19 protein-coding genes, 1 tRNA gene and 1 pseudogene are annotated in these 25863 nt (G+C 64.4%); 7 read left to right on the top strand and 14 right to left on the bottom strand.

Annotation, left to right across the window (positions count from 1 at the left end):
• The first annotated feature begins 84 nt into the window (after nt 1-84).
• Both EYW47_RS13530 and EYW47_RS13535 read left to right on the top strand, forming a co-directional pair.
• Nucleotides 85-1809 (top strand): VRR-NUC domain-containing protein, encoded by a 1725-nt coding sequence (locus EYW47_RS13530; RefSeq protein WP_133195337.1) that lies wholly within the window; start codon nt 85-87, stop codon nt 1807-1809.
• A complete protein-coding gene (locus EYW47_RS13535) occupies nt 1806-4103 on the top strand; it encodes an ATP-dependent DNA helicase (RefSeq protein ID WP_133195338.1) in 2298 nt (765 codons plus the stop codon). The genes EYW47_RS13530 and EYW47_RS13535 overlap by 4 nt, the downstream gene beginning before the upstream one ends.
• A gap of 91 nt (nt 4104-4194) precedes the next feature.
• Here the strand turns inward: EYW47_RS13535 and EYW47_RS13540 are convergent, their stop codons facing one another.
• Both EYW47_RS13540 and xylA read right to left on the bottom strand, forming a co-directional pair.
• Complete coding sequence (locus EYW47_RS13540; protein ID WP_133195339.1) at nt 4195-7056, bottom strand: ATP-dependent Clp protease ATP-binding subunit; 2862 nt, start codon at nt 7054-7056, stop codon at nt 4195-4197.
• A 480-nt stretch (nt 7057-7536) separates the two neighbouring features.
• The gene (gene xylA / locus EYW47_RS13545; RefSeq protein ID WP_133195340.1) at nt 7537-8859 is read right to left on the bottom strand and encodes a xylose isomerase; all 1323 of its coding nucleotides are present in this window, start codon (nt 8857-8859) and stop codon (nt 7537-7539) included.
• A gap of 436 nt (nt 8860-9295) precedes the next feature.
• Here xylA and EYW47_RS13550 point away from each other — a divergent pair.
• A pseudogene (locus EYW47_RS13550) lies at nt 9296-10572 on the top strand (XylR family transcriptional regulator).
• Nucleotides 10569-11645: an aldose epimerase family protein gene (locus EYW47_RS13555; protein WP_133195341.1), complete on the top strand. Its 1077-nt coding sequence runs from the start codon at nt 10569-10571 to the stop codon at nt 11643-11645. The pseudogene EYW47_RS13550 and the gene EYW47_RS13555 overlap by 4 nt, the downstream one beginning before the upstream one ends.
• 80 nt (nt 11646-11725) lie before the next feature.
• On the opposite strand, the gene EYW47_RS13560 is transcribed toward EYW47_RS13555, so the two are convergent.
• Nucleotides 11726-12586 (bottom strand): 3-hydroxybutyryl-CoA dehydrogenase, encoded by an 861-nt coding sequence (locus EYW47_RS13560; protein WP_133195342.1) that lies wholly within the window; start codon nt 12584-12586, stop codon nt 11726-11728.
• 205 nt (nt 12587-12791) lie between these two features.
• A complete protein-coding gene (locus tag EYW47_RS13565; protein WP_133195343.1) occupies nt 12792-13358 on the bottom strand; it encodes an acyloxyacyl hydrolase in 567 nt (188 codons plus the stop codon).
• 646 nt (nt 13359-14004) lie between these two features.
• On the opposite strand from EYW47_RS13565, the gene EYW47_RS13570 reads away from it, so the two are divergent.
• Nucleotides 14005-15456 (top strand): MFS transporter, encoded by a 1452-nt coding sequence (locus EYW47_RS13570; RefSeq protein ID WP_133195344.1) that lies wholly within the window; start codon nt 14005-14007, stop codon nt 15454-15456.
• Between the two features lie 127 nt (nt 15457-15583).
• Here EYW47_RS13570 and EYW47_RS13575 read toward each other — a convergent pair whose 3' ends face one another.
• Complete coding sequence (locus tag EYW47_RS13575) at nt 15584-16522, bottom strand: DMT family transporter (RefSeq protein ID WP_133195345.1); 939 nt, start codon at nt 16520-16522, stop codon at nt 15584-15586.
• Nucleotides 16523-16889: 367 nt separating this feature from the next.
• Here EYW47_RS13575 and EYW47_RS13580 point away from each other — a divergent pair, with 367 nt between their 5' ends.
• Entirely contained in the window at nt 16890-17258 is a 369-nt protein-coding gene (locus tag EYW47_RS13580; protein ID WP_133195346.1) for a hypothetical protein, read from the top strand.
• 88 nt (nt 17259-17346) lie between these two features.
• Here EYW47_RS13580 and EYW47_RS13585 read toward each other — a convergent pair.
• The 7 genes from EYW47_RS13585 to rpmI all read right to left on the bottom strand — a co-directional run bounded on the left by EYW47_RS13585 (nt 17347) and on the right by rpmI (nt 22924).
• Nucleotides 17347-17423, bottom strand: a tRNA-Pro gene (locus tag EYW47_RS13585).
• Nucleotides 17424-17505: 82 nt separating this feature from the next.
• Nucleotides 17506-17904: a MerR family transcriptional regulator gene (locus EYW47_RS13590; RefSeq protein WP_133195347.1), complete on the bottom strand. Its 399-nt coding sequence runs from the start codon at nt 17902-17904 to the stop codon at nt 17506-17508.
• Between the two features lie 133 nt (nt 17905-18037).
• On the bottom strand, nt 18038-18448 hold the full coding sequence (locus EYW47_RS13595) for an integration host factor subunit alpha (RefSeq protein ID WP_028216809.1): 411 nt from the start codon (nt 18446-18448) through the stop codon (nt 18038-18040).
• 81 nt (nt 18449-18529) lie between these two features.
• Nucleotides 18530-20971: a phenylalanine--tRNA ligase subunit beta gene (gene pheT, locus EYW47_RS13600; protein WP_133195348.1), complete on the bottom strand. Its 2442-nt coding sequence runs from the start codon at nt 20969-20971 to the stop codon at nt 18530-18532.
• Nucleotides 20972-21092: 121 nt separating this feature from the next.
• Complete coding sequence (gene pheS, locus EYW47_RS13605; protein WP_165976549.1) at nt 21093-22106, bottom strand: phenylalanine--tRNA ligase subunit alpha; 1014 nt, start codon at nt 22104-22106, stop codon at nt 21093-21095.
• Between the two features lie 230 nt (nt 22107-22336).
• Nucleotides 22337-22696, bottom strand: coding sequence for a 50S ribosomal protein L20 (gene rplT / locus EYW47_RS13610; protein ID WP_004192938.1), 360 nt, complete (start codon nt 22694-22696; stop codon nt 22337-22339).
• A gap of 30 nt (nt 22697-22726) precedes the next feature.
• Nucleotides 22727-22924, bottom strand: coding sequence for a 50S ribosomal protein L35 (rpmI, locus tag EYW47_RS13615; protein ID WP_028216806.1), 198 nt, complete (start codon nt 22922-22924; stop codon nt 22727-22729).
• Nucleotides 22925-22944: 20 nt separating this feature from the next.
• On the opposite strand from rpmI, the gene EYW47_RS13620 reads away from it, so the two are divergent.
• Complete coding sequence (locus EYW47_RS13620; RefSeq protein WP_133195350.1) at nt 22945-23181, top strand: hypothetical protein; 237 nt, start codon at nt 22945-22947, stop codon at nt 23179-23181.
• A 47-nt stretch (nt 23182-23228) separates the two neighbouring features.
• On the opposite strand, the gene infC is transcribed toward EYW47_RS13620, so the two are convergent.
• Together infC and thrS are read right to left on the bottom strand one after the other, a co-directional pair.
• Nucleotides 23229-23750 carry a translation initiation factor IF-3 gene (gene infC / locus EYW47_RS13625; RefSeq protein WP_083245567.1) on the bottom strand — a complete coding sequence of 174 codons (522 nt, stop codon included), beginning with the start codon at nt 23748-23750 and terminating at the stop codon, nt 23229-23231.
• 49 nt (nt 23751-23799) lie between these two features.
• Nucleotides 23800-25707, bottom strand: coding sequence for a threonine--tRNA ligase (gene thrS, locus EYW47_RS13630; protein ID WP_133195351.1), 1908 nt, complete (start codon nt 25705-25707; stop codon nt 23800-23802).
• Nucleotides 25708-25863: the final 156 nt, after the last annotated feature.

Genomic DNA, 25863 nt, shown 5'->3' on the forward strand with positions numbered 1-25863 from the left:
GAGGCGCATTGGGTTCTGTGAGCGGCGCTCGCGGGCCGCCCTGGCCTGTTATTATCGCGGCTGTATATCCGTACAGTGCCGCGCGTGCTTCCCGACTCTCCCGATCCGTTTTATTACCTCGCGAACTTCGAGCGCGCGCTCGCCTCGCTCGATGCGCGCTGCGCCGACCTGTTCGACGAAGCCGAGCGGCGCTTCGTGCAGGGCTTTGGCGCCCTGCCGCGGGCCTCGCGCGCGCTGTTCGTGCGCATGCTCATGCGCAAGGGGCCGCATTTTCGCGCGAGCAAGCTCGACTACGCCGAGATTGGCTGTCCGCGCGCGGCGGCGGCTCCCCTCGTGGCGGCGGGCTGGCTGGAGGCCGCGCCCGTGCTTGCGCTCGACGCGCTCGCGGCGCTCGTCACCAAAGCCGAACTGCAGACGCTCGCCGCACGGCTCGCAGCCTGCACGCAGCCCAATGGCGCTGCCGCGCGCGCCACGCGCGCCGAAACACTCGAAACCCTGCAGGCCGCCGCACCCGAAGCGCGCGGCTGGTCCGCGTGGTTTCCCGGCTCGGCCGATACCGTGTTCCATCTGGTGGCCGCGCCGCTGTGCGAGCGGCTCAGGCTAATGTTCTTTGGCAACCTGCGGCAGGACTGGTCCGAGTTCGTGCTGGCCGACCTGGGCGTCTACCGCTACGAACCGGTGCCGCTCGACAGCGCCTCGCGCGCGTTTCAGCAACGCGCCGATATCGACGCGTATCTCACGCTGCGCGACTGCCGCGAGTCCTTCGACCTCGCTGCGGACGCGGCGAGCGCCGTCACCGCCCTTGGCGTCGCGCTCGATACGCTCGACGCCATTGCGCCGCGTACCCGGCACAACGACTGGCTGCGCTCGCGTTACGACCGGGTGCGCCACGCGGCGGGCCAGGCGGCCGAGCGTCTGGGCGAGCCGGCGCTGGCTTGGCGCGCCTATGCCCACTGCGGTCATCCCGAATCGCGCTACCGGTGCGTGCGCGTGCTCGAGCAACTCGACCGCCGCGACGAAGCACTCGCGCTCGCCCAGGCCATTGCCGGCGCGCCCGCCAACGAGGAGGAAGCGCAACGCGCGACGCGCACGCTCGCACGCCTGCAGCGGCGGCGCGCTACGGCGCAAACGCAAACAACGCCTGACACGCCGGGTTTCGCGAGCACCGAGCTCACGCTCCCCGAAGCCTGTGCCGGCCTGCGCGTGGAGGAAGCCGCGCGCCGCACGCTCGAGTGTGCCGACGCGCCCGTCTTCTACGTCGAGAACACGCTCATCAACAGTCTTTTCGGCCTGCTCTGCTGGCCCGCGCTCTTCGCGCCACTGCCGGGCGCGTTCTTCCATCCATTCCAGCGCGGCCCCGCCGACCTGCACGCCAGCGACTTCGTGTCCCGGCGCGCCGGGCTCTTCGCCGCGTGTCTGGCTGAGTTCGAGACCGGCACGTATCGCGCGACCATCGAGCAGCGTTTTACGCAGAAGTACGGCATCCAGTCGCCCTACGTCGCGTGGCCCGCGCTCGACGCCGCGCTGCTCGCACTGGCACTCGACTGCTTTCCCGCCGCCGACTTGAAGCTCTGGTTCGAACGCCTGCTGCGCGAGCCCGGCGCGAACCGTTCGGGCCTGCCCGACCTCGTGCGCTTCTGGCCGCGCGAGCGACGCTACGAGCTGATCGAGGTGAAGGGCCCCGGCGACCGGCTGCAGGACAACCAGCGCCGCTGGCTCGCCTACTGCGCGGCACACGGCCTGCCCGTGACCGTGCTGCAAGTGCGCTGGGCCGCGCCGGAAAGCACGCCGGCTGCGCCCACGCCATGAGCTACACCGTCGCGGTCCGTACGCTCTGCGAGTTCACCGCGAAACGCGGCGACCTCGATCTGCGCTTCACGCCCTCACCCGATGCGAGCGAAGGCCGCGCCGGCCACGCCGCAATCGCCGCACGAAGGCCCACAGGCTACGAAACCGAAATCGCGCTCACCGGCGTATTCGGCACGCTCACCGTGCGCGGCCGTGCCGACGGCTACGACCCGGCACGCCAGCGGCTCGAAGAGTTCAAGACTTATCGCGGCGATCTGGACGCGATGCGCGAGAATCAGCGCGCGCTGCACTGGGCGCAATTGCGTGTCTATGGCGCGCTGATGTGCGAGAAGCTCGGCCTCGACGCGCTCGAGCTCGCGCTCGTCTACTACGAGATCGGCTCGGGACGCGAGACGGCGCTCGTCGAGCACGCGAGCGCGCAGCAATTGCGCGCCGAATTCGAGTCGCAATGTGCGCGCTTCATCGCGTGGGCCGAACAGGAGAGCGCGCATCGCGCGGCGCGCGACGTGGCGCTCGCGGCATTGCGCCTGCCGCATGCCACGTTCCGCGAGGGCCAGCGCGATCTCGCCGAGGCCGTGTGGCGCGCGGCCACGCAAGGACGCTGCCTGCTCATCGAGGCGCCCACCGGCATCGGCAAGACCATCGGCACGCTGTTCCCGCAATTGAAGGCCTGCGCGCGCGCCGGCATCGACAAGGTGCTGTTCTTGAGCGCGAAGAGCCCGGGACGGCAGCTCGCGCTCGACGCGCTCGACACGCTTGCCGCCGCCCAGGTCGATGGCGCACCTCGCGACAGCGAGCCTCGCGACGCCGCCCCGCTGCCGCTGCGCGTGCTCGAACTGGTCGCCCGCGACAAAGCCTGCGAGCATCCGGACCTCGCGTGTCACGGGCAATCGTGCCCGCTCGCACGCGGCTTCTATGACCGCCTGCCCGCCGCGCGCGCCTCAGCACTCGCGCGCGTGCGGCTCGACCGCGCCGCGCTGCGCGAGGTCGCACGCGAGCATGCGGTCTGTCCGTACTACCTCGGCCAGGAGCTCGCGCGCTGGAGCGACGTGATCGTCGGCGACTACAACTATTACTTCGACGTGAGCGCAATGTTGTTCATGCTCGGCGCGCACAACCAGTGGCGCACGAGCGTGCTCGTGGACGAGGCGCACAATCTGCCCGAACGCGCCCGCGCGATGTATTCCGCCGAGCTCGTGCAAACGCGCCTCGACGCCGTGCGGCGCGCCGCGAGCGCGAGCGTGAAGCGCGCGCTGACGCGTCTCGCGCGCCACTGGAACGCGCAGAACGCCGTGCAGCCGCACGCGTGGCGCGCGAGCGAAACGCTGCCCGAAGGCCTCGTGGCCGCGCTCGGCGACGTGATCGCCGCCATTGGCGAGCAGCTCGCGCAACCGGCGCCCGTGCGCGACGCCGAGCTCGAACGCTTCTATTTCGACGCGCTGCACTTCGTGCGCATGGCCGAGCGCTTCGACGCGCAATCGATCTTCGACGTCACACCGCTTTCCACGCGGGACGCCAGGCGCACGCGCTCGACGCTGTGCATCCGCAACATCGTGCCCGCCGGCGCGCTGCGCGCGCGCATGTCGGCGGCCCATAGCGTGACGCTCTTTTCGGCGACGCTCGCGCCCACGCGCTACTACGCCGAGATGCTCGGCTTGCCCGCGAACACGGTGAACGTGGAGATTGGCACGCCGTTTCGCGCCGAGCAGCTCGACGTGCGCATCGCGCGCGATATCTCGACGCGCTACAAGGACCGCGAGCGATCGCTCGACGCGCTCGTCGAGCGCATCGCCAGGCAATACGACGCGCGCCCCGGCAATTACCTGTGTTTCTTCAGCAGCTACGACTACCTCCAGCTCGCCGCCGACGTCTTCGTCGCGCGGCATCCGCATGTGAGTACATGGATGCAGTCGCGCACGATGGACGAGGCGCAACAGCAGGCCTTCGTCGCGCGCTTTGCGGTGGGTGGCTGCGGGATCGGCTTTGCGGTGCTCGGCGGGGCCTTCGGCGAAGGCATCGACCTGCCGGGCACGCGCCTCATCGGCACCTTCATCGCGACGCTCGGCATGCCGCAGGTGAACCCCGTCAACGAGGCGATGCGCGAGCGCATGCAAGCGCTCTACGGCGCCGGATTCGACTACACCTATCTGATCCCCGGACTGCGCAAAGTCGTGCAGGCGGCGGGCCGCGTGATTCGCACCGAACACGACCACGGCGTCGTGCATCTGCTCGACGACCGCTTCGCGCGGCCGGACGTGCGCGCTCTGCTGCCTGCATGGTGGCAAATCGGCTAGCGCTTGATAATCAGCATGCCGAATTAACTCGCAGCAAACAAAACCGGCACCGCGACGGTGCCGGTTTCCTCACTACATACTCAGGCCATACTCAGGCCGCCTTCGACTTTCCCGCGCCCTTGCCGCCCTTCTTCGGCGGCGGGGGCGGCGGATCGCCCTCGGCGTCGTCGGCGGCGAGCTCCGGCGCGACCTCCTTCACGTCCAGCTTCGCGCCCTTCCCATCGGCCTTGGCCTTCTTCACGGGCTTGTTTTCCGGCACGTCGGGCGGCACCGCGATCTTGCTGATGGTCACTTCATGGTTCGCCGTGTCGTAGCCGATCTCGGCGGTGTCTCCCGTTTGCAATGCGTCGCCGAGCATCTCCTTGGCGAGCCGCGTCTCCACTTCCTGGCGAATCTGCCGCTTGAGCTCGCGCGCGCCGAACTCGGGTTGATAGCCGGCCTCGACCAGATGCGCGACGAGCGCATCGCTCATTTTCAGCGTGATGCCCTGCGCCGCCGCGGTGCGCTTCACGCGGTCGAGCTGAATCTGCACGATCGACTCAATGTTCTCGCGCGAGAGCGCATGGAACACGATGATCTCGTCGATGCGATTGAGAAACTCGGGACGGAAGTGGCCCTTGAGCACCTTCATGAGCTCGCCTTTCAGCGCTTTGTCGTCCATGCGCGAGGCGGCCGGACGCTCGAGATTCTCCATGATGATGGGCGCGCCCAGATTGCTCGTGGCGATGATGATCGTGTTGCTGAAATCGACCACACGGCCCTTGCCGTCGGTAAGCCGGCCGTCGTCGAACACTTGCAGCAGCACGTTGTAGACGTCCGGGTGCGCCTTCTCGATTTCGTCGAGCAGAATCACGCTATAGGGGCGACGGCGCACGCGCTCGGTGAGCTGGCCGCCTTCGTCGTAGCCCACATAGCCGGGCGGCGCGCCAATCAGGCGCGCAACGGCATGGCGCTCCATATACTCGCTCATGTCGATGCGGATGATGGCCTGCTCGTCGCCGAACACGGTTTCCGCGAGCGCCTTCGCAAGCTCGGTCTTGCCCACGCCCGTGGGCCCGAGGAACAGGAAAGTCGCGATGGGCCGGTGCTCCTGCCCGAGGCCCGCACGCGAGAGACGCACGGCATCGCTCACCGCGACCACGGCGTCGCTCTGGCCGACCACGCGCTCGCGCAGCTTCTCTTCCATCTTCAGCAGCTTCTGGCGCTCTTCCTGCGTGAGATCGGTCACCGGGATGCCGGTGAGACGCGAGACCACTTCGGCGATGGACGCGACCGTCACCTCGAGCGTCTCCGAGCCGGTCTTGCGTTGCCACGCCTCGGTGAGCTCCTCGAGCCTCGCCTGCTTTTCGTTGATACGTTCTTCGAAGTTCTTCGCCTCGTCGAAGCGCTTGCGCGAGGCCGCATAATCCTGTTCGCGCTTGCACTGCGCGATCTCGGCTTCCAGCTCCTGGATCTCCGCCGGCCGCGAGGTCGCGCCGATGCGCACGCGCGCCGCCGCCTGATCGATCAGATCGATGGCCTTGTCGGGCAGAAAGCGCGAGGTGATGTAGCGGTCCGAGAGCTCGGCCGCCGCGACGAATGCGTCGTCGGCGAAAGTGACCTGATGGTGTGCCTCGAGCTTGTCGCGCAGGCCGCGCAGAATCACGATCGTCTGCTCGACGGTGGGCTCCGGCACGAGCACCGGCTGGAAGCGCCGCTCCAGCGCCGCGTCCTTCTCGATGTACTTCTGATACTCGTTGAGCGTGGTCGCACCGATCAGGCTCAGCTCGCCGCGCGCAAGCGCGGGCTTGAGCACGTTCGCGATGTCGAGACCGCCCTCGCCGCCGCCCTGCCCCGCACCCACGATCGTATGCAGCTCGTCGATGAAGAGGATGAGCTCGTCATGCTTGGCGGTCACCTCGTCGATCAACTGCTTCGCGCGCTCTTCGAACTCGCCACGGTACTTCGCGCCCGCGACCATCGAATTGATGTTCACCTCGACGAGCCGCTTGCCGCGCAGCACCTCGGGCACGTCGCCGTTGACGATGCGCTGCGCGAGGCCTTCGACGATGGCGGTCTTGCCCACGCCCGGCTCGCCGATCAGCACCGGATTGTTCTTCTTGCGCCGCGCAAGCACTTCGATGGTGTTTTCGATCTCCAGCGCACGGCCGAGCACCGGATCGAGCTTGCCCTGGCGCGCCATGGCCGTGAGATCGCGGCCGAACTTGTCGAGCGTGGGCGTGCCCGTGGGCGCATCCACGCGCCCGTCTTCCGCGCCCTTGCCCACCACCTTGACGACCTTCTGGCGCAGCGCCTCGGGCGTCACGCCGTACTTCTTGAGCAGCGCGCCGGCAATGCTGTCCGGCACCGCCGACAGGCCGATCAGCAGATGCTCGGGACCCACGTACGAGTGGCCCAGATCGCGCGACGCCTGGAACGCGAACTGAAACGCCTTCTTCAGACGCGGCGAGATCGTCATCTTGTCGATGGGTGCGTCGGGGTCGGCGCTGCCCTTTTGCGCGTGCTGGTCGATATAGCCCTTAATGTCCTGCGGCGAGAGCTTCAATTCCTTGAGGAGTGCCGCACAAATGTCGGTATCGGCGAGCACGTAGAGCAGATGTTCGGTGTCGAGCTCGGTGCGCCGCAACTCATGGGCCTTTTCAGCGGCGCGCTGCAGGATTTCGAGCGTCTGCTCGCTGAACGCGTCCGTGGCGTCGACGGATTCGCGCGGCACCTCCGCCTCGAAGCCCCCACCTCCGTCGTCGTGATCGCCCTCGCCGTCCGGGCCGCCGAAGAAACGCGACAGACCGCTGCCGCCCAGCAGCGAGTCGAACGGATTGAGCGCGCTTTGATGACGCATCAACTGCCGATAGTCGTAATCGCATATCGACATGGACTTGCGCTGGCCGTTTTGCACGACCATCACGCGCGCGACAGCGGGCCGCGCATTGCAGATTTCACAGAGGGTAGGCATGGTCGACTTGTCTCCAGTTCGGCGCCGTTGCGCGTCTTGCGAAACGGCACGGCGCGTCGCGAAGATGCGCCGGAAAAGTGACAGAGCGGCGGCGGACCGCGCAGAAAGCGCGGCGCTGCGCCAGGCGTTGCCGGGCCGGCGGCATCATGTACTGCAAGCACCGGAGGCACACGACGCAACGATTGTGGCAGGAAAAGTGATGGCACGCTGCAAGCGTGTATCGAGGCGCGTGAAATGGCCGGATGCGCGTCAATGTGCGGCCTTATCGCGAGCGTTCACGAGCTTGCGTCACAGTCTTGTCATACGGCTTGTCATACGAAAACCGCCATGCGGCGCAGAGATTCTTCAGACGCCAAGGGTGAATACCGGTTCGAGCGCGCGATAGAGCAGCACAGCCTTCACGCCCGATGTGCCGAGATCGATACCGATAACCATGTCTGCATCCCCTCCCGGTTCGCGTGCGCGTCTTGCGGCGTGCGTTCAGCGCTGCGCGTAGATCGCCTGATTGACGACGTTTTCGAGCCGCTCTTGCTGACCGCTCGCATGCTGCGGATTAAAGCCATGCGCGAGCGCATCGGTGGCCAGCGACGAAAGCGAATAGCCGCCAGCGAGGATCTTGCGGCCGAGCTCGGTATCCCAGCCCGCATAGCGCTGACGCTTGAACTGTTCGAGGCGATCGTTCTCGACCAGCACTGCCGCACGCTCGAGTGCGAGGGCGAGCACATCGATCGCGCCCACGTGGCCATAGAACAGATCTTCGGGATCGGCGCTCTGACGCCGCACCTTCGCATCGAAATTCATGCCGCCCGTGGTGAAGCCACCGTGACGCAGGATTTCGTAGAACGCCAGCGTCAGCTCTTCCACGCTGTTCGGAAACTGGTCGGTGTCCCAGCCATTTTGAGGGTCGCCGCGATTGGCGTCGACGCTGCCGAACACGCCGAGCGCGTAGGCCATCGCAATCTCGTGGTGGAACGAATGACCCGCGAGCGTGGCGTGATTCGCTTCGATGTTCACGCGAATTTCGTTCTGCAGTCCATATTGCGTGAGAAAACCGTGGACCGTCGCGACGTCGTAGTCGTACTGGTGCTTAGTCGGCTCCTGAGGTTTCGGCTCGATCAGCAGCGTGCCCTTGAAACCGATGCGCTCCTTGTGCTCGACCACCATCGAGAGAAAACGCGCAAACTGCTCGCGCTCGCGCACGAGGTCGGTATTGAGCAGTGTTTCGTAGCCCTCGCGCCCACCCCACAACACGTAATTCTCGCCCCCGAGCCGGTGCGTGGCGTCGAGCGCGTGGCACACCTGTGTGGCCGCATAGGCGAAGACCTCGGGGTTCGGATTCGTGGCCGCACCGGCTGCATAGCGCGGGTGCGAGAACAGATTCGCCGTGCCCCACAGCAGCCTCATGCCACTCGCCTGCTGCTTCGCGTCCAGGTAATCCACCATGCGCGCGAAGTTCTCCTTGTAATCCTTGAGGTCCTTGCCTTCGGGCGCAACGTCGGTGTCGTGGAAGGTATAGAACGGCACGCCGAGCTTCGTGAAGAACTCGAATGCCGCGTCGGCCTTCTGGTGCGCGCGCTCCATCGCGTCGCCGGGCTGCTGCCACGGGCGATGAAAAGTGCCTTGGCCGAAGATGTCGCTGCCGGGCCACACGAACGTATGCCAGTAGCACACCGCGACACGCAGATGTTCCTCCAGCGTCTTGCCGAGGAGCTTCTTCGTGCGATCGTAGTAGTGGTAGGCAAGCGGATTGTCCGATTGCGGGCCTTCGTAGCGAATGGCTGGAATAGCTTCGAAATACGACATGGGGTCCCCCGTCTCAAGCAAAGCCGTCGATCACACCTGGCGTCTTGGCTGCCGGCCGGAGTGAGTGCTTGAGCACTGCCTCCGGCCCCATGCAGAGCACCTGGTGCGATCCCGTGCAAAGCGCTCATGCTGCGGCGCAACGGCACGCGCCGTGCGAACTGAGGCCATACTGCCCGCGTCGCCCGAAGGGCGGCAATTGCGAAATTGCGCGACTTGCATAACGTTTCCTGCCACCCGCCCGCCAGGCACGCGTGCACGGCCTAGAATACCGGGACGCTTGAAAGGCGGCGCGCCGCTTTGCCGCGAATAAGCGTACAGGCAACGCACAAGCAACGTACAAGCAACGCACAAGCGCCGAGCAAGCCCCGCGCCCGAACTGGAGACGACTGCGCCTGCCGCAACGCCAGCAAGCGCATGCAGAACCGAACCGCATGCCATGAACCGTGCCCCCGCTTCCCAGACCGCGCATCGCATCGCGCTGCTCTTCAATGCGAACAAGGTGTACGACCGCGAGATCATCGCGGGCATCGGCCATTACCTGCGCTCGACGCGTGTGGCGTGGGACCTCTTCTCGAAGAGGATTTCCGCTGTCGTCTCGCGGGTATCGAGCGCTTCGACGGCGACGGCATCATCGCCGACTTCGACGACCCCGCCGTCGCCAACGCGCTCGCGGGCTGCCCGCTGCCGGTGGTGGCGCTCGGCTCGTCGTTCGAGGATCCGGCGCAGTACCCCGCCACCCTGCCTTATATCGCCACCGACAACCGCAAGCTCGTCTCGCTCGCATGGACGCACTTGATCGGCGCGGGCCTGCCGCATCTGGCCATGTACAGCCTGCCCGTCGCGCAGGAGAACCGCTGGGCGCAGGAGCGCGAGCGGGCCTTCCTGGCGCTCGCGCAGGCAGAGGGCGTTCAGGCGCCCGTGTATCGCGGCCTGGCCACCAGTGCGCCGTCCTGGAACCAGGCCATCGAGCAACTGAGCGCGTGGCTCCACGCGCTGCCCAAGCCCGTCGGCGTGATCGCCGTGACCGATGCGCGCGCCCGGCATCTGCTGCAGGCCTGCCTGATGCACGGCATCGCGGTGCCGGAACAGGTGGCGATCATCGGCATCGACAACGACCCGCTCACGCGCACCCTCACGCGCATCCCGCTCTCCTCGGTCATTCAGGGCACCGAGGAAATGGGCAAGACGGCGGCGCACCTGCTGCACCAGATGCTCGGCGGTGCACGTTTTCCGGGACGGCGCATTCTGGTTCCGCCCGTCGGCATCAATGTGCTGGAATCGACGCGGCATGAACCGCTGTCCAGCCCGCACGTGATGCGTGCACGGCACTTCATCCGCCAGTACGCGTGCCAGGGCATCAAGACCGAGCAGGTCGCCGATTACGTGGGCGTGTCGCGCTCGTCGCTGGAAGAATATTTCCGGCGGGAACTGCACCGCACGGTCCACCAGGAGATCCTGAGGCACAAGCTCGAGGCCGCGAAAGCCCTGCTCGCGAGCCGCGACGCGTCGAGTGCCGAAGTGGCCATCCGCTGCGGGTTCACGTCGCTTCAATACATGTATGCGGTGTTCCGGCGCGAACTGGGCTGCACACCGCGCGAATATCAGGACAGCGTGGCGCAGCCCGCCAGCTCCGCCGCGCCAGCCTCTTTCCAGGCGCCCGCCCAGGCGGCCCGAGCCCCGGCCCTTCCGACTCACCCGACCGACGCCACATGAACCGAATCGCTCAATTGCGTGCCGAGCCCTGGGGTGCCCTGCCCGGTGGCGACACCTGCCGGCTCTACACGCTGCGCAACGCGCAAGGCATGAAAGTGCAGATCAGCGACCTCGGCGCGACGCTGGTGAGCTGGCATGCACCCGATCGCACGGGACGGCTCGCCGACATCCTGCTGGGCCACGACACGCCCGCCGCTTACTATGCGGCCACGACCTACATGGGCGGCCTCGTCGGCCGCTGGGCCAACCGCATTGCCGGTGCGCGCTTCACGCTGGATGGCATCGACTACACGCTCGATCGCAACGAGAACGGCAATTTGCTGCATGGCGGCGCGAACGGATTTCACCGCGCGATATGGCAAGCCGGGGACGATCGCGGCACGCTGCTGCTGCGGCTCGATTCGCCCGAGGGAGATGGCGGCTTTCCGGGCAACGTGAACGTGCAGGTACGCTACACGCTCGACGACGACGGCACGCTCACGCTCGATTACGAAGCACTCAGCGACGCCCCCACGCCACTGAACCTGACGAGCCACGGCTATTTCAATCTCAGCGGCGAGCCTGGATCGGACATTCGCGGCCACATCCTGACAATTGACGCCGAGACGTACCTCGAAGTCGATGCGCAGACGATCCCCGTCGGCGTGGCCAACGTGCGCGGCACTGCCTTCGACTTCCGCCAGGGCGCGCCGCTCGGCGCGCGGCTCGACTGGCCCCATGCGCAGATCGCGCTAGCGGGCGGCTTCGACCACTGCTACATCCTGCGCGAGGCCGCTCAAGAGGGCCAAACGCCTGCCGTGCGCACCGTGGCGAGTGTCTACGAGCCCGGCAGCGGGCGCGAGCTCACGGTCGCAACCGACCAGCGCGGCCTGCAGTGCTATACGGGAAATTATCTGGAGGGCCAGCCTGGGCGCCACGGCGCGCCATGCGTGCGCCATGGCGCCCTGTGCCTGGAAGCGGGTGGATTCCCGAACCAGATCAACATGGATGCACCGGAATGCAATGAAGTGGTGTTGCGCCCCGGCGGCAGTTACCGCCAGGTCACGCAGTACAGGCTAACTGTGCGCGCCTGAAGCAGAGTGCAGGCGCGGGCCCGACATGAACATCAGGCGCCGGCCTGCACCAAAGTGCCGGAAGGCCTCAGGAAAAGGCCTCAGGAAACCTTGTCGTACTGGTAGACGCCACGGCCGGTCTTGCGGCCGAGCTGCCCCGCCGCCACCATCTCGCGCAACAGCGGGCACGCGCGATACTTCGAGTCGCCGAAGTCCTTCAGGAACACGTCCATCACCGAGAGACACACGTCGAGGCCGATCAGGTCCGCGAGCGCGAGCGGCCCGATCGGATGATTCGCGCCAAGCTTCATGCCGGCATCGATTTCCTCGGCGCTCGCGACACCTTCGGCGAGCACGAAGAACGCCTCGTTGATCATCGGCACGAGAATGCGGTTCACGACGAAGCCCGGCGAGTTCTTCACCGCGATGGGCGTCTTCTCGAGGCGCTGCGCGAGCTCGCGCACGGCATCGGCCACGGCCGGGCGCGTCTGCAGGCCACGAATGACCTCGACGAGCGGCATCATCGGCACCGGGTTGAAGAAGTGCATGCCGATGAAGCGCGACGGGTCGGCCAGCGTCGTCGCGAGCGTCGTGATCGAAATGGACGAGGTGTTCGACGCGATGATCGCGTCGGGACGCGCGGCGGCTTCGATCTGCTTGAGGATGCGCGTCTTGAGCTCGCCGTTCTCCGTGGCCGCTTCGATCACGAGGTCGGCACTGCCAAGGCGCTGGTAGTCGGTACTGGTCTCGATGCGCGCGAGCGCCGCATCGCGTGCGGCCGCATCGAGCTTGCCCTTCGAAACCAGCCGCTCGAGGCTGTGCGTGAGCGTCGCCACCCCTCTCGCGAGCGCCGCGTCCGTCACGTCGATCATCACTGCCTTCAATCCCGCCACGGCCACCGCCTGCGCGATGCCGTTGCCCATGGTGCCCGCTCCCACAATCCCAACCGTCTCGATTGCCATGCCTGCTCCTCACTTTTTTGTCTGCGACGCCGGTGCATCGCTGATGGAAAAAAATCGGCCATGCAGCGCGTGGTGCACTGCATCATGAACCGATAGTGTAACGGGTTGTGAGGGAGGATCGGAATCGGCGCGACGGGGGGGCACAATCGTGCCGCCCGCCCACCCGCTGCGGACAAGTGCGTAACAGCCGCGCGCTGAACGCGACTCAGAAGTTGTACTGAAAGTAGATTTCGCTGAAGTTCAGGCCGGGGTTAGGCGTCTTGATGTCGGCGTTCGAGATGTGCTGAAAGCGAAAGCCCGCCTGATAGTTCTGGTGCTCGCCGAACTGCGCGCCCACGCCCACCATGTCCGCGAACTGGAATGCCGACGACAAGGTGCGGTCACCCGTGAGCCGCACGTGCGAAAGCAGCCGCACGCCCACGCCTGCCTCGAAGTACGGCCTGACCCACCCACTGTCCTTGATGATGCGGAACACCGGGGTCACGCCGAATTCCCAGATGTTCGGGTGCGAGGCGCCCTTTTCCGTCAAGTCCCAATAGGCGACGTGCCCCTCGCCTACCAGGGTGAAATGAAAACCCGCGAAATGCCACCACTGAAGCCCCGGATCCCAGACCAAGCCGAGGTCGAGCTTCTTCACGCCATAGTCCGCGACACCCGGCGCCAACTGGATGCCGAATTGGTCCGCGTGCGCTCCTGCTGCTCCCAAGGCCAGGAGGGCCGCGCATGCGCCACGCGCCATCCGGGCCTGCCAACCCAATTTTCTTTCTGTCATGAATATCCCCGGAAACGAACGACACTTCACGACTCGATTTTGAACGGCCTGCTTTTCTTCACGGCCCTCACAGCCGGCCTATGTTGCCTCACTCCTTTCGGAGACAAATGCCACTGAAAGCAGTCCGCTGCGATCCACCGTTTGCAAATGTATTGCGCACTGCGCTGCCAAGTGTAATCGCCAATTCGTCAGTTCGCTCATAGCAGGGCCTCAACGCGCGCTGGCCATTCACAGATACCTGACTCAATGCTTTCAAGACGATACGCAATACCTTCAATCAGAATAAATGACGCTTTAGCTGGTAGCTTTTACCTCATATCAAAGCACGGGTTCTCTCGCTTTTAACGGCACAACCGTGCCAAATCGACTTGATTGGCATTGATTGTTTTTTCCGCTAATCAGATTAAAGCGTCCGTGCGCTCGAGCACGCGACGCTGCAGAACCTTCTTCCATACGAATCACGCTGGCCCACGAGCATCGCTCATCAGCGTCTTCCCTGGCGCACTGCGCGCTGTACCCAAAATGAGGACAAACAGCACCAACGCGCCTCGCATAATCCGCGGGATGCGCGCTCGGCGACATCGACAAAAAGAGACCATCACCGGCGCGCGCATGCCCAGATAGCCCGGTGCTTAGGAGGAGACCCATGAGCCCAACCCAACCGCGCAACGCCACGTGCCCGCCGCCAATATCTGCTGCTGCGTCTTCTGGCGATGCCACGCTCGCACAGGGTCCCGCGCGGAACTCGAGCAACGCACGCGCAAGCGCCGACGCGGTCACGCGCAAGGTATCGCGCCATCTGCTCGGCTTCCTGTTCCTGCTGTTCGTCGTGTCGTTCCTCGACCGCATCAATATCGGCTTTGCCGGGCTCACGATGATGAAGGACCTCGGCCTGACGAGCACGCAGTTCGGCTTCGCCACCACGCTTTTCTATCTCGCCTATATCGCGTGCGGCATTCCCAGCAACCTCGCGCTGGCCCGCTTCGGCGCACGCCGCTGGATCGCGTTCATCATGATCGCGTGGGGGCTCGCCTCCACCGCGACGATGTTCGCCACCGACGCGAGGACCTTGTACGGACTACGCATGCTGGTAGGCGTGACCGAAGCGGGCTTTCTGCCCGGCATGCTGCTCTATCTCACGTGCTGGTTTCCGCCCGCGTGGCGCGCCCGCGCCAACGCGCTCTTCATGATCGCCATGCCCGTGACCGCGGCGTTCGGCTCGGCCGTATCCGGGTTCGTCCTGCGGCTCGACGGCCACCTCGGGCTCGCCGGCTGGCAGTGGCTCTTTCTGCTCGAAGGGCTGCCCGCCGCCCTGCTCGGCTGCGTCGCGTTTTGCTATCTCGACGACGCTCCCGCCGCCGCGCGCTGGCTCAGCCCCGCGGAAAAGCGCACGCTCGAAGCCGAGCTCGCAAGCGCATCCGCCACGCGAGAAGCACACAGCGAACAGACCGGCCTCTGGCAGCAAATCAGATCGCCCCTCGTGATTCGCTTTGCGGCGGCCTATTTCTGCCTCGTCAACACGCTTGCCATGGTTGCCGTATGGGCGCCGCTCATCGTCAAGAGCTTCAGCGCGGGCGCGAGCAACGTAACAATCGGCCTGATCGCAACGATTCCGCAGATCGCCACCATCGTCGCGATGATCGTCTGGGGACGCAGCTCGGACCGCCGCCAGGAGCGCAAGTGGCACCTCATCGCGCCGATGCTCCTCGCCGCGCTCGGCTGCCTGCTCTGCGCGAGCAGCGGCGCGCCGCTCGTTCAGTTGCTCTGCGTGTGCCTCGCTTCGGCGGGCTCGTACACGGCCATGTCGATCTTCTGGACTACGCCCGATCAGGCGTTCTCGCCCGCCGCGCGCGCAGTCGGCCTCGCCGTCATCAATGCGATCGGCAATCTGAGTTCGGCTGCGAACCCGCTCGTGGTGGGGTGGCTCAAGGACATGACGCACAGCTACGCTGCAGGACTCGGCTACTCTGCAGCGCTGCTCGTGATTGGGACGCTGATCGTTGTGCGGCTGCCCGGCGGACCGAAAAGCGCACGCCATGACGCGCATGACGTCGAAGCCGCCGATGACGCCGATGACGCGACGCGCGCGGCGGCCTGAAGCCCGGCATGCCTGACGCCCGTGGCACAGCCGAGTGCGCGAGACGTCGCATTGCACGACGCCAGATCGTTGTGCACACATCGAATGTACGCACAACGATCCAATTGCAGCATTACGTGGAACGTCCCTATTGCTTGGCGCCCGCGCGCTCCTGACGTGCGCCCAAACCCGGCAGACGCTTGATGAAGCCGGTCGCGAGCGACGTGCCCACGAGAATCGCAGCGCACGCCTCGATCATGCCGGCCGATACGTGCTCGCGAAGAAACAGCGCGCCCCAGAGGATGCCGAAGATCGGAATCACGAATGTCACGGTGATCGTGCGCGCGGGCCCGATTGCGGCGATCAGGCGGAAGAACAGCAGATACGCGACGCCCGTGCACGCGATGCCGAGGCAGAGCGCCGCGCCCCACGCATGCAGGGAGACGGCGGCATGCGGCCACGTGACGAGCGCGATCGGTGCCAGCACGACGGTCGCGGCTGTCATGGTGCCGGCGGCCACCGTGAGCGGATCGACGCCGGTCAGATGCCGCTTCGTGAAACTCGCCGCGACGCCGTAAAGGGCCGCCGCACAGAGCGCCGCCCCGGCTGCGAGCAAGGTGGCCGAGGTGCTCGCGCCGTCGCCGGCGCGCGTGGCGATCTGATCCCAGACCAGCGCGAGCACACCCGCGAAGCCGATCGCGAGGCCGGCGATGCGCAGGCCGCTCAGCCGGTCCTTGAGCCACAGGTACGCGACCATCGCGCCGAACAACGGCGTGGTCGCGTTGATCACCGAGGTCACGCCTGCGGAGAGTGTCAGCTCGGCCCACGCGAAGAGGCAGAACGGCGCGGCCGAATTGAGGATGCCGACCACGAAGAGCGGCCACGCGTGCTCGCGCAAGGCGCCGAGCGCCTCGCGAGGCGAGCGCCTCGAGAACAGCACGAGCAGCAGGAACAGCGCGCCGATGCCGACACGCAGCGCCATCAGCGGCGCCACGCCCAGATCGGTCACCCCAACACGGATAAAGAGGAACGACCCGCCCCACAGGGCGGCGAGAAAGACGAGTTGAGCGAGTTCGATCGGATTCATGGAAGTGGCGCTGGCTGTGTGGCCCGTTGGCGTCCGGTGGCCGTATCCGGAAAGTACAGAACGAAAGTTCAAGCACGGAAGGTACAGCACCGGCGGATAAGCGCTAATCGTACTGTGCGCGGCGCAACCCTCATAACGAATGATTCTCATCGATATGTGAGAAAAATTAACACCGAATCTTGCTCACTCATTCCCGGCCGGTGGACACAAACGCTTTGAATTGAAGGACTTAACACAGTCCGCAGCAACTCGGGCGCTGCGTGCACGAAGTCACATAGCAGCGCAACGCGTCGGCGTAGACTGGAACGTCGGCGCGAGACGTCGGCCCGCGCTCGCCGCCGGCCTTCCCATCGACAGGAGAGATCGAATGAAGACCTTGTTTGCCGTCCTGCTCTTGATCCCCGCCGCGGCTGCGCTTGCGCAAGGCGCGGCCTTCCCCGACGGCGCCACCACGCCCAGTGCCGCCGACATTCAGCAACGCCTCACCGGCAAGGTATTCGACATCAAGATTGGTGACGGCAGCATGTGGCACGTCCAGTACGGCGAAGGCGGCAGCTACGATTTCAAGTCGAGCAAGGGATTCGCCGATCACGGCGACTGGAAGGCGGAGGACGGCAAGATCTGCAGCAAGGGCAGCAAGATGCCGTACTCGTGCAACGACGTGCGCATGAAGGGCACCGATATGTATCTGAAGCGCGATAACGGCGAAGTCGTGCAGTTCGTCGATTCACAGTGAGCACGTGCCCGTGCTGTTGATCCACGCGCGGTTCACGATGCCAAAGAAAAAGGCCTTACGGTTTGCACCGTAAGGCCTTTTTGACTTCTGGTCGGGGCGAGAGGATTTGAACCTCCGACCACCTGCACCCCATGCAGGTACGCTACCAGGCTGCGCTACGCCCCGAGAGCTAGAAAGTATAACAGACCCTTTCTCTAATTAGAACCACCCGAATCGCAATTCGTCACAAAGATTGTTTGAGGGATCTTCACTGCCCGAGCAGGTCGATCACATGCAGCAACTCCTTGCGCAACTGATCGACGTCAACCAGCGCCATATTGCCCTGCGCAGCGGGCATCTCACCCGCCTCGCCCGGCGCCGCTTCATGAGCCACCGCACCCGGCGAATCGAGCCGGTTGCGCGCGCCGTTGATCGTGAACCCCTGCTCGTAGAGCAGTTCACGAATACGCCGGATCAGCAGGACTTCGTGATGCTGATAGTAGCGGCGGTTGCCGCGCCGCTTGACGGGCTTCAACTGCGTGAACTCCTGCTCCCAATACCGCAGCACATGGGGCTTCACGCCGCACAGCTCGCTCACTTCGCCAATCGTGAAGTAGCGCTTGGCGGGGATGGGGGGCAAGACGACCTTTTCGATTGTCGATGTCATCGCCGGGTTGCCGTCGTGGTGGTTGCGCAATGTGGCGTCGCCGCCTGGGTCAGTTGTTTCCAGTCACGCCCGCTGCATGCTCACCCGTGCGGGCCGCGCGGGTCATCCCGCGCATGATGCCTTGATCGACGAATCAGCGCGTGAAGCTTGCCTCTGCGCCGCTCTCGACTAGTGCCTTGAGCTTCTGGCTCGCGTGGAACGTCACCACGCGTCGCGCTGCAATGGGGATCGCCTCCCCGGTCTTCGGGTTGCGGCCAGGCCGTTGCGGCTTGTCGCGCAACTGGAAATTGCCGAAGCCCGAGAGCTTCACGCTGTCGCCGCTTTCGAGCGCGTCGCGAATCACTTCGAAGAACGCTTCGACCATGTCCTTGGCCTCGCGCTTGTTGAGCCCGACGTTGTCGAACAGCAGTTCCGCGAGCTCGGCTTTGGTCAGCGTGGGCGTGTCGTTCGTGGCGCTTGCCGACGAGGCAGGGATGTCGCGAATCATGGCGCTACGCTGTGCCGCAAGAAGGGCTTCGAAATCACTCGAGTTCATTTCGTTCATCTATCTATGAAATGGCGCGCTTCCGGTTCTCGGGACTGCACGAACCGGAAGCCTATGTCGGTAGGAGATGAGCCGTGGAGCTTATCCGCGCAACCGGGCGCCAAACACTCGAGCCAGGCGATCCACCAGGGACTTGATGGCCGCATCGACCGTTTCGTCCTGAAGGGTCCCGCCAGTATCTTGCAGGGTCACCCGGAAGGCAAGGCTTTTCTCGTCCGCGCCAAGTCCGGAAGTGTTTGATTTTGCACGAAATTCATCGAACAATGCAACCCTCTGGACAATCTTGCAGGGCTCGTCCTGCATGCCCTTGTAAAGCTCGTCGAGCAACGCCTGAACCTCGATCTTTTGATCGACGACAAGCGCAATGTCGCGCCGGACCGGCGGGAATTTCGAGACTTCAGACGGTGCGGGCAGTTCGCGCGCCATCAGCGCGTCGGCTTGCACTTCGAAGAGGATCGGCGCATGAGGCAGGTCATACTTCTGCATCCAGCGCGGATGCAACTCGCCAATCCAGCCCACGGCGCGGCCATCCACTTCGATGCGCGCGCTACGGCCCGGATGCAGCGCCGGGTGCTCGGCCTTCACGAAACGCGGCGCTTTTGCCGCACCCAGCGACGCGAACAGCGCTTCGAGATCGCCCTTCACGTCGAAGAAGTCGACGCCGCGCGTTTGCGCGCCCCACTGCTCTTCGAGCGCGGGACCGTAGGCGAGCGCACCGATCATCTTCGGTTGTGCGAAGCCTTCCACCGCCATCTCGCCGGCCTTGATCGACGGATCGTGCAGGAACACGCGGCCCGCCTCGAACACGCGCACGCGGTCGGCGCGGCGGTTGAGGTTGTGGCGCAGCACGTTGATGAGGCTGCCGAACAGCGTCGTGCGCATGACCGAGAGTTGGCTCGCGATCGGATTGAGCAGCTTCACGGGATTCGCATTGCCTGCGAGATCCTGTTCCCACTCCGCGTCGACGAAGCTGAAGTTGATCGTCTCGGCGTAGTCGCGCGCGGCAAGCGCGTGACGGATCGCGTGAATCGAGCGGCGCGTTTCGTTGGTTGCACGCATCTCGCTGCGCGCGACGGGCGGGTTCGCCGGAATCTTCTCGAAGCCGTAGATGCGCGCGACTTCTTCGATCAGGTCTTCCTCGATCTCGATGTCGAAACGGTACGGCGGCGGCGTCACGCTGAACGTATCGCCTTCGCGCGTGAACGTGAGGCCCAGACGCGTGAAGATCTGTGCGATCTCATCAGCATCTATCTTCACGCCGATGATGCGGTTCGCACGCGCGACGCGCATCTTCACCGGCTCGCGCTTGGGCACGTTCACGGTCTGGTCGTCGACCGGACCCGCCTCGCCGCCGCAGATGTCGAGGATCAGCTGCGTGATGCGTTCGATGTGCTCGACGGTCGTGGCCCAGTCCACGCCACGCTCGAAGCGGTGGCCCGCGTCGGTCGAGAAGTTGTAGCGGCGCGAGCGGCCACGAATGCTGTCGGGCCACCAGAACGCGGCTTCGAGATAGATGTTTTTCGTGTCGAGCGAGACGGCCGTGCTGTCGCCGCCCATGATGCCCGCGAGGCTTTCGATCTCGCGCTCGTCGGCGATCACGCCCACGGTTTCATCGACTTCGACGGTGTTGCCGTTGAGCAGCTTGAGCTGTTCGCCCTTCTTGCCCCAGCGCACATCCATCGAGCCGTGGATCTTGTCGAGATCGAACACGTGCGACGGGCGGCCCAGCTCGAGCATCACGTAGTTCGAGATATCGACGAGCGCCGAGATACTGCGCTGGCCCGAGCGCTCGAGGCGCTCGACCATCCACGCAGGCGACTTCGCGTGCGCGTTCACGCCGCGAATCACGCGGCCCGAAAAGCGGCCGCACAGGTCCGGCGCCGAGATCTTCACGGGCAACGTTTCGTTGAGCTTGACTTCGACCTGCGGGAACACGGGGGCCTGCAGCGGCGCGCCGGTGATCGCGGCGGTCTCGCGCGCGATGCCGTACACCGAAAGGCAGTCGGCCTTGTTCGGCGTGAGCTTGATTTCGAAGATGGTGTCGTCGAGGTTGAGCGTCTCGCGAATGTCCTGGCCGATGGGGGTGTCTTCCGGCAAGATCATGAGACCGCTGTGGTCTTCGGAGAGCTTCAGTTCGCGCGCCGAGCACAGCATGCCCTGGCTTTCCACACCGCGCAGCTTCGAGAGCTTGATCGCGAAGGGCTTGCCGCCCTCTTCCGCGGGCGGCAGCTCCGCGCCCACGAGCGCCACCGGCACCTTGATACCGGGCGCCACGTTGGGTGCGCCGCACACGATCTGCAGCGTCGTGCCGGTGCCGGCATCGACCTGCGTGACGTTGAGCTTGTCCGCGTCCGGGTGCTTGACGACTTCGAGCACGCGGCCCACCACGATCTTCGACGTGGGCGGCGCGGCCGGGCGCAGGCCTTCGACTTCGAGGCCGGCCATGGTGAGCGCGTGGGCCAGCTCATCGGTCGTGAGCTTCGGATCGACAAAGCTTCTCAGCCAGGATTCGGGGAATAGCATTTCGTTTTACGTTCCAGACAGATTGAGACCGTCGCGTAGCGTTTTCTCGCGCACTGCCCAAGGGGCTTGAGGTGCTGCGTGCGCTTCGCGAACCGCGGATGCCGTGCGTGGGCCTTCGCGTTTAAGCGAACTGGCGCAAAAAGCGCAGGTCGCCTTCGAAGAACAGACGCAGATCCTGCACGCCATAACGCAGCATCGTCAGGCGTTCGAGGCCGCTGCCGAACGCAAAGCCGATATAGCGCTCCGGGTCGAGGCCCATGTTGCGGATCACGGTCGGATGCACCTGCCCCGAACCCGAGATCTCGAGCCACTTGCCGGCGTTCTTGCCCTGCTCGAACATCATGTCGATTTCGGCCGACGGTTCCGTGAACGGGAAGTACGACGGGCGGAAACGCACCTGGATGTCGTCGCGCTCGAAGAACTTCTTCAGGAAGTCCGAATAGACGCCCTTCAAGTCCGCGAAGCTGATGTTCTCTTCGATCCACAGGCCTTCGACCTGGTTGAACATCGGCGAGTGGGTGGCGTCGCTGTCCACGCGATAGGTGCGGCCCGGCACGATGACCTTGATGGGCGGCGTGTGCGTGCGCGCGTAGCGCACCTGCATCGGGCTCGTGTGCGTGCGCAGCAGGAGCGGCCGGCCTTCGGCGTCCTTGCCGTCCACGTAGAACGTGTCCTGCATCGAACGCGCCGGATGGTTTTCCGGGCTGTTGAGCGAGGTGAAGTTGTACCAGTCGGTTTCGATCTCGGGACCGTCGGCCACGTCGAAGCCGATCGAGCCGAAAATTTGCTCGACGCGCTCCCACGTCTGCATCACCGGATGCAGGCTGCCGGTACCCGTGCCGCGGCCCGGCAGCGTGACGTCGATCGCCTCGGCGGCGAGACGCTGGTTCAGCAGTGCATCGGCAAGCGCCTGGCGGCGCGCATTGAGCGCCGCCTCGACCTGCTGCTTGACGGCGTTGATGCGCGCACCCTCGGTCTTGCGCGTTTGCGCATCGAGCTTGCCGAGGCCCTTGAGCAACTCGGTCAGTGCGCCGGATTTACCGAGAAAACGCGCCTTTTCGTTTTCAAGCGTGTTGACGTCGGGGGCGGAAGCGAACGCGCCTTGCGCGTCGGCGACAATCTGGTCCAGATCCATTGATCCCATCTTTTCAGCGTCAGTGTTTGAGACTTGAGCGGCACAATTCACGTTGTCGGCCACGATGATGACGCACGGGCGCGACGACATGAAGGCACTCGCAGGAAGCGCGCAGATAGCGCTTCACCAACAAAAACGGGGCTCGGTGAGGAGCCCCGTTTTTGTTGCAACATCACCGAGACAACCGGAATGTCTGCTGCAACGAACCTGCGCAATACCTGATACGGCGCTCAGGCAGCGACGGCGGCCTTCACCTGCTTGACGATCGCAGCAAATGCAGCCTTGTCGAACACCGCCATGTCAGCGAGGACCTTACGGTCGAGTTCGATCGAAGCCTTCTTCAGGCCGTTGATGAACACGCTGTAGGTCATGTCGTGCTGACGCACCGCCGCGTTGATACGCGTGATCCACAGTGCGCGGAACACACGCTTCTTGTTGCGGCGATCGCGGTAGGCGTATTGGCCCGCGCGCATGACCGCCTGCTTGGCGATGCGGTAGACGTTATTGCGACGGCCGCGGTAACCCTTGGCCAGGTTGATGATCTTCTTGTGACGGGCCCGTGCGGTAACCCCACGTTTGACTCGAGGCATGAGTAGCTCCTATGAGTTGTCGGTTGAGGATTACGCGAACGGCATCATTGCGCGAACGGACTTCACATCGGCCTCATGAACGGCCGTTGCACCACGCAGATGACGCTTGTTCTTGGTGGTCTTCTTGGTCAGGATGTGACGCTTGAAGGCTTGACCGCGCTTGACGGTACCACCCGGACGAACCACAAAGCGCTTTGCGGCGCTCTTCTTGGTCTTCATCTTGGGCATGACAAAAACTCCATTATTTGATGGACATGGGTGTGCGGTTGGCTCTGGCACGCGCTTTTGACAAACGCCGCTTCGCCCTCAAACCGCCCTTCGAAACCCACTCCACTTGTTTTGGCAGCTGGCTGCTCTATAAAAGACAAGCTTGCCGCCGCTTTCAGGAAAAACGCCCGTTTGCCGCACTGTTCGTGCGGCGCGCGGGCGCCGTTCCGGAACCTGCTTCCCGCCTTCTTCGCGAGAACTGCGAAGAAAACGTCTGACAAAACTGCTGTGACCGCCGCACATGGTTGAATGCGCGGCGCGCCAATCACTTCTTCTTCTTGGGCGAGAGCACCATGATCATCTGGCGCCCTTCCATCTTCGGCATCTGCTCGACCTGACCGACTTCTTCGAGGTCGGTGCGCAGGCGCTCAAGCATGCGCATGCCGATTTCCTGGTGGGCCATTTCGCGGCCGCGGAAACGCAACGTGATCTTCGTCTTGTCGCCGTCGTCGAGGAAGCGGATGAGATTACGCAGCTTGACGTTGTAATCGCCGTCATCGGTACCCGGGCGGAATTTGACTTCCTTGACCTGGATGACCTTCTGCTTGAGCTTGGCCTCGTGCTGCTTCTTCGATTCCTGGTACTTGAACTTGCCGTAGTCCATCAGGCGGCACACAGGAGGCACCGCCTGCGGGGCAATTTCAACCAGATCGACGTCCTGCTGTTCCGACATGCGGAACGCATCGGCCAGCTTTACGATGCCGAGCGGCTCGTTCTCGATTCCGACGAGACGCACCTCGGGTGCAGTGATTTCACCGTTGATGCGATGCGACTTATCCGTAGCGATGTTACGTTTCCTCTAAAAATTAAAAAAACGAGCCGCGCTGCCAGGTGGCTTACTTGAACGTCTTGACGTCTTGCGCCAGACGCTCAGAGAACGCGTCGACAGGCATGACACCCAGATCGACGCCGCCACGGGCACGCACGGCTACCGTTTGTGCTTCACGCTCTTTGTCGCCTACGACAAGCAGGTACGGGACCTTCTCAAGCGTGTGCTCGCGTATTTTATAGCTAATTTTCTCGTTGCGCAAATCGGCCTGAACTCTAACCCCTTGTTTTTGCAACGATTGGGCCAGATTCGCCGCGTATTCGGCCTGACTTTCGGCGATATTCATCACAACCGCCTGCACCGGAGCGAGCCAGGACGGCATTGCACCAGCATGGTGCTCGATCAGAATACCGAGGAAACGCTCCATCGAACCGAGAATTGCGCGGTGCAGCATGATCGGGCGGCGGCGGCTGTTGTCTTCCGCCACGTACTCGGCGCCAAGGCGCTCCGGCAGCACCATGTCGAGCTGCAGCGTGCCGCACTGCCACGAACGGCCGAGCGCGTCCTTGATGTGGTACTCGACCTTCGGACCGTAGAACGCGCCCTCGCCCGGCAACTCTTCCCACTGCAGGCCGCAGGCCGTCAGCGCATCGCGCAGACCCTGCTCGGCGCGGTCCCACGTCTCATCCGTCCCCGCGCGCGAATCCGGGCGCAGCGAGAGCTTGATGTCGATGTGATCGAACCCGAAATCCTTGTAGACGCTCATCGCGAGCGTGTTGAAGGCGATCGACTCACTGATGATCTGGCCTTCCGTACAGAAGATATGCGCATCGTCCTGGACGAAGCCGCGCACGCGCATCAGACCGTGCAGCGCGCCCGACGCCTCGTTGCGGTGGCACGAGCCGAATTCCGCATAGCGCAGCGGCAGGTCGCGGTACGAACGCAAGCCATGGTTGAACACCTGGACGTGGCCCGGGCAGTTCATCGGCTTGACGGCGTAATCGCGCTTCTCCGACTCCGTCGTGAACATGTTTTCACGATAGTTCTGCCAGTGACCCGACGCTTCCCAGAGCGAGCGGTCCATGATCATCGGCGTCTTGATCTCGTCGTAGCCGGCCTCGCGCAGGCGGCCGCGCATGTACTGCTCGACCTGTTGCCAGAGCGTCCAGCCCTTCGGGTGCCAGAACACCATGCCCGGCGACTCGTCCTGCATGTGGAACAGGTCGAGCTGCTTGCCGAGCTTGCGGTGATCGCGCTTCTCGGCCTCTTCGAGCATGTGCAGGTACTGGTCCTGATCTTCCTTCTTCGTCCAGGCCGTGCCGTAGATGCGCTGCAGCTGCTCGTTCTTCGCGTCGCCGCGCCAGTAGGCGCCCGCGACCTTCATGAGCTTGAAAACCTTGAGCTTGCCCGTGGACGGCACGTGCGGGCCGCGGCACAGGTCCGTGAAACCGCCGTGCGCGTACAGCTTGATATCTTCGGCGCCCGGAATCGACTCGATGATCTCGGCCTTGTACTTCTCGCCGATGCTCTTGAAGTAGTCGACCGCATCGCCGCGCGAGACGACACGGCGCGTGACCGGCTCGTCCTTCTTCGCGAGCTCCTGCATGCGCTTTTCGATCTTTTCGAGATCTTCGGGCGTGAAGGGACGGTTGTAGGCGAAGTCGTAGTAGAAGCCGTTGTCGATGACCGGCCCGATCGTGACCTGCGCTTCCGGATAGAGCTCCTTCACCGCGTAAGCCAGCAAGTGCGCCGTGGAGTGACGGATGATGTCGAGGCCGTCGGCATCCTTGTCCGTGACGATGGCGAGCGATGCGTCGCGATCGATCAGCGTCGACGTATCGACCAGCTCGCCGTCGAGCTTGCCGCCGAGCGCCGCCTTGGCGAGGCCGGGGCCAATCGAAGCCGCCACTTCGGCGACCGTGACGGGATGATCGTACTGTCGAACCGAACCATCGGGCAGACGTATCGCAACCATGTTTTTCTCCAGAAGTGCCGTGGAGGCACATCGTATCGTTCGTGGGAACATCCCCGCGAAAATCTCGCGGCGAAAAAAAATGCGGCCCCGCTTTCGAGGGGCCGCATTCACTTTTCAAACCAGATTGCAGGGCGAAAGAGGTCCTCGACTAGCGTC

Origin of the sequence: Paraburkholderia silviterrae, from assembly GCF_004353915.1 — a bacterium.
GTDB classification, from domain to species: Bacteria; Pseudomonadota; Gammaproteobacteria; order Burkholderiales; family Burkholderiaceae; genus Paraburkholderia; species Paraburkholderia silviterrae.